We start from the raw sequence: 3954 nt of genomic DNA, 5'->3' as shown, positions 1-3954 counted from the left end.
GGACTACTTTCTTAAAACTTTTTCCCTCCAAAAGGAGCGAGAGGGTAGGGTAAGGCAGTTTTTCTCCAACCAGATTACTCCGCTTATCAATTCAACGAATAAGCACTCAATTGATTTAGAGATTGGTTGTGGGCACGGGCATTGGATTAATGAATATGCGCAGCGAAATAAAACAAAAATATGCATCGGTATTGACCTAATTTCCAAACGAATTGAAAAAGCGACAGTAAAAAAAGAAAATGCTAAAAATACTAACTTGTGCTTTTTAAAAGCGGAAGCAATTGAGTTTATTAATTACAAACCTAAAGAATTAGTATTTACCAATGTATTCGTTTTTTTCCCTGACCCATGGCCCAAAAAGAAACATCATAAAAGAAGGTTGATACAGGATTCATTTCTTAAATTACTTAAGCTTCATACTCATTCTCAAAGTAGATTATTTTTCAGAACTGACCATGTTGAATATTTTGAGTGGACTAAGACACAAATTCAAATTTCTGATTCCTGGGAATTATCAAATCATGACTGGCCACTTGAACACGAAAGTTACTTTCAGGAACTATTGCCCGATTTTTCAAGTTTGTCAGCCAATTGGCTATAAGCTGGACTTATGGAGTTAATTTACGACTTACTATGTAAACACAAACTGGCACCTTATTATTCTATTCAAGGGTGACCGTTCATGTATTTAGCAATTTAAGCTTAAAAATAGAAAAACCTCGTTGACCTTGGTTAAACAAAACTTATAGTGCACATCTTGTTTTGAAGCTTCTAATACCATTCTCCTTCCTAGTTACATCATTACCTGTGCTCGCCTCAGGTGAAGGTGTTAGTTTAGTGTCCGAAGAAATATTCAAACTTGGAGTATTTCCAGTTACCAATTCTATGGTTACCAGTTGGATCATATCTATCGCAATAGTGATTATTGTTAAACTTCTAGTTGGCAGGACTTCACTCATTCCCTCAAAAGGACAATTAATTGTAGAGTCAGCAATCACTTCACTCCGCACCATATTAGAACCAATTGTAGGTAAAAAAGTTTTCTACCCGTCATTTTGGTTATTATCAGGGCTTTTTATTTTTATATTGATCCATAACTGGAGTGCATTATTACCTGGCGTTGGTACAATTGGACAAGGAATTCAAGAAGGAAATCATTTTAAAATTACAAAACCTTTAATCCGTCCAGGTAATGCGGACTTAAATATGACTTTGGCTTTAGCCTTAGTAGCTAATTTATGCTGGGTTTACTTTATTGTCAGATACGCGGGTTTAAAAGCTATAATTAAAGATTGGTTCGGTAATAAAGCCGACAAAACACAGGTCAATTTTTTAATTTTTGGCCTACTAGGTATCCTTTTTATCGCGGTTGGTTTCATTGAAGTGCTGTCCATTCTTTTCAGGCCCGTGTCTCTCACGTTTCGTTTATTTGGAAATGTGTACGGAGGGGAAAGTTTGTTGCACAGCATGTTTTACCTGGGCGAAAACCTTAAATTAAACGAAACTTTAATCAATATTTCTATGGCCATTGCTCCGATTCCATTTTATTTCATGGAAGTTCTAATCGGACTCGTGCAAGCGATGGTATTTATGCTTTTAGTCTCTGTGTACATTGGGCTAATCTGTAACCATGAGGAAGAAAATCACTAAATTTCTATTCGCGACCATCCAAGAGCGTGGGCGAACATAATCAACAACATTAAAATTAAATTATCATGATCGACATAATCGCACAAGCAGCTGACCAAGCACCCGAACTAACTGAACAAGCAACTGGAATTACTGGAAGTATACAAGGAGCACTTGGGTGTCTTGGGGCAGCAATCGGGGTTGGTATTGTTGGAATGAAAGGTGTGGAAGCTGTAGGAAGAAATCCGGATGCATCGGGCCAAATTCTAGTTCAGTCTATCATCGGTATGGCGCTTGCCGAAGCGGTTGCGTTTTACTCGTTATTCCTGTAATCCTATATTCTCTTAACCCTGGTGAAATCTATGATTACCTTGGCAAGTTTATCTGAAACGACATCAGGCATCGTTGAGAAGTTTGGGATTGATTGGCCTTTGCTCGTTGCTCAAGGTTTTAATTTTATCCTCGTTGCTGTTATAATTTGGCATTTTGGTTTAAAGAAAGTTCTTTTAACAATTAAAGAACGGGAAGAGAAAATAGCAGACTCTTTAAAAAATGCCGAGAAGATCAAACTTGAACTCGAATCAACCGAAAAACAACAACAAGAGACATTGCAAGAAGCTTCACTTGAGGCAAAAAAAACTATAGCATTGGCTCAAGAGAAAGCAAAGTCTTACATTGAGTCACAAAAAGAAGAAGCGCGTAAACAGGCTGAAGAAATCATTGAGAAAGCTAGAAGTTCTATGGCACTTGAACGACAAAGAGTGTTAAATGATGCAAGGGAGGAGATTGCTTCTCTTGTTGTCTTAACAGCAAGCAAAGTTCTTCAACGCGAACTCGGAGACGATGAGAAATCTCGATTTTCTGAATCAGCGGCAAAAGAAATTAAATTCTCTGCCTAAAACCGCACTTCTCTGATGTTAAAAGAAGCAAAGAGCTCAAAAATCGCAAAGGGATTGGTTGTGCTTTCTTTAAATGAAGAGGGTAGGGTAGAACCTGAGAAAATTAACCATATCCTAACCGAATTAAAAAAAGAGCCAGCTCGAAGAGCTTTGCCTATTCTGCGCAAGTTCCTCACTTTGATTAAACGACAGATCAATACTTACGAGGGCAGCCTTGAAAAATTTGACTCAAATGCCGATTCCTCCTCTAACCTTATTTCGGATAAAATCTCTCTCGCTCGAGGAAAAAAAATAAATCTATTGATTCAAGAAAATCGACCTCTTATTGCCGGATTCAGAATGCGCATCGGAGACGATGTTTACGAAGACTCTATCGCCAGTAGAATCGCACGACTTAAAAAATCTCTCACATAATTTGAATAAACCTAATGAGTTCCATAACTGATTTAATTCGCAAGGAAATTGAAAATCTTTCCACCGACGCCACCCGCACAAATGTGGGTACAATTGCTACACTTGCTGATGGTGTTGCCAGAGTTGAGGGCTTATCAAAAGTCATGTACAACGAAATGGTCGAATTTCCTAACAATGTTTTAGGAATCGCACTCAATCTGGAAGAAGATTCCGTTGGCTGTGTACTTCTCGGTGAGACAAGTTTGCTAAAAGAAGGAGATGAAGCTCGAACAACAGGCAAACTTCTATCAGTACCAGTCGGCAAAGGATTACTCGGACGAGTTGTGGATGCGGTCGGTAGACCCATAGATGAGAAAGGTCCAATTGACTCTGATATAACCTACCCAGTCGAGCGCATTGCACCAGGAATTATACCTCGCAAATCAGTTACACAGCCTCTTCAAACAGGAATAATGGCGGTGGACTCAATGATTCCGATCGGACGTGGACAGCGAGAACTGATCATCGGAGATCGTTCCACGGGAAAGACTACCATTGCAATTGATACGATTATCAACCAGGCAAAGATTAATAAAAAAGGAAAGGAGTCGGGAGATGCTAATTTTCGACCTGTCTATTGTATTTATGTAGCCGTTGGACAAAAAAATTCAAATGTAGCTCGTACGATCAAGGTTTTTGAAGAAACGGGTGCAATGGAGTATGTGACGATTGTTTCTGCTCCTGCTGCCGATAATCCCGCAAACCAATACCTCGCTCCCTATGCAGGATGTGCAATGGGTGAGTGGTTCATGGAAAACGGTATGGATGCACTAATTGTTTATGATGATCTTTCAAAACATGCAGTTGCATACCGTCAAATTTCTTTAATTCTCAAAAGACCTTCAGGACGAGAAGCTTATCCTGGCGATGTATTTTACCTTCATTCCAGATTATTAGAGCGTTCCGCCAGACTGAACGAAGATAATGGAAATGGTTCTCTTACGGCACTGCCCATTATCGAAACTCAAATGGG

The 3954-nt window shown here is 39.1% G+C and carries 6 protein-coding genes; all 6 read left to right on the top strand.

Annotation, left to right across the window (positions count from 1 at the left end; all coding sequences use genetic code 11):
• Nucleotides 1-601: tRNA (guanine(46)-N(7))-methyltransferase TrmB (trmB, locus tag ACKPQ5_RS10880; RefSeq protein ID WP_407679135.1), on the top strand; the 601-nt coding region annotated here is incomplete at its 5' end.
• Between the two features lie 236 nt (nucleotides 602-837).
• Nucleotides 838-1650, top strand: a complete 813-nt coding sequence (locus tag ACKPQ5_RS10875) for a F0F1 ATP synthase subunit A (protein WP_407679134.1) — start codon at nucleotides 838-840, stop codon at nucleotides 1648-1650.
• A gap of 65 nt (nucleotides 1651-1715) precedes the next feature.
• Entirely contained in the window at nucleotides 1716-1961 is a 246-nt protein-coding gene (gene atpE / locus ACKPQ5_RS10870; RefSeq protein ID WP_407679133.1) for an ATP synthase F0 subunit C, read from the top strand.
• 30 nt (nucleotides 1962-1991) lie between these two features.
• Nucleotides 1992-2528: a F0F1 ATP synthase subunit B gene (atpF, locus tag ACKPQ5_RS10865; RefSeq protein ID WP_407679132.1), complete on the top strand. Its 537-nt coding sequence runs from the start codon at nucleotides 1992-1994 to the stop codon at nucleotides 2526-2528.
• A gap of 15 nt (nucleotides 2529-2543) precedes the next feature.
• Nucleotides 2544-2942 (top strand): F0F1 ATP synthase subunit delta, encoded by a 399-nt coding sequence (locus ACKPQ5_RS10860; RefSeq protein WP_407679131.1) that lies wholly within the window; start codon nucleotides 2544-2546, stop codon nucleotides 2940-2942.
• A gap of 14 nt (nucleotides 2943-2956) precedes the next feature.
• On the top strand, nucleotides 2957-3954 hold a 998-nt coding region (gene atpA, locus ACKPQ5_RS10855; protein ID WP_407679130.1), incomplete at its 3' end, for a F0F1 ATP synthase subunit alpha.

Source organism: Candidatus Seribacter sulfatis, assembly GCF_964187635.1.
GTDB classification, from domain to species: domain Bacteria; phylum Verrucomicrobiota; class Verrucomicrobiia; order Opitutales; family Seribacteraceae; genus Seribacter; species Seribacter sulfatis.
The sequence above is the reverse complement of the archived record's forward strand: the minus strand, read 5'-3'. Positions and strand labels throughout refer to the sequence as shown.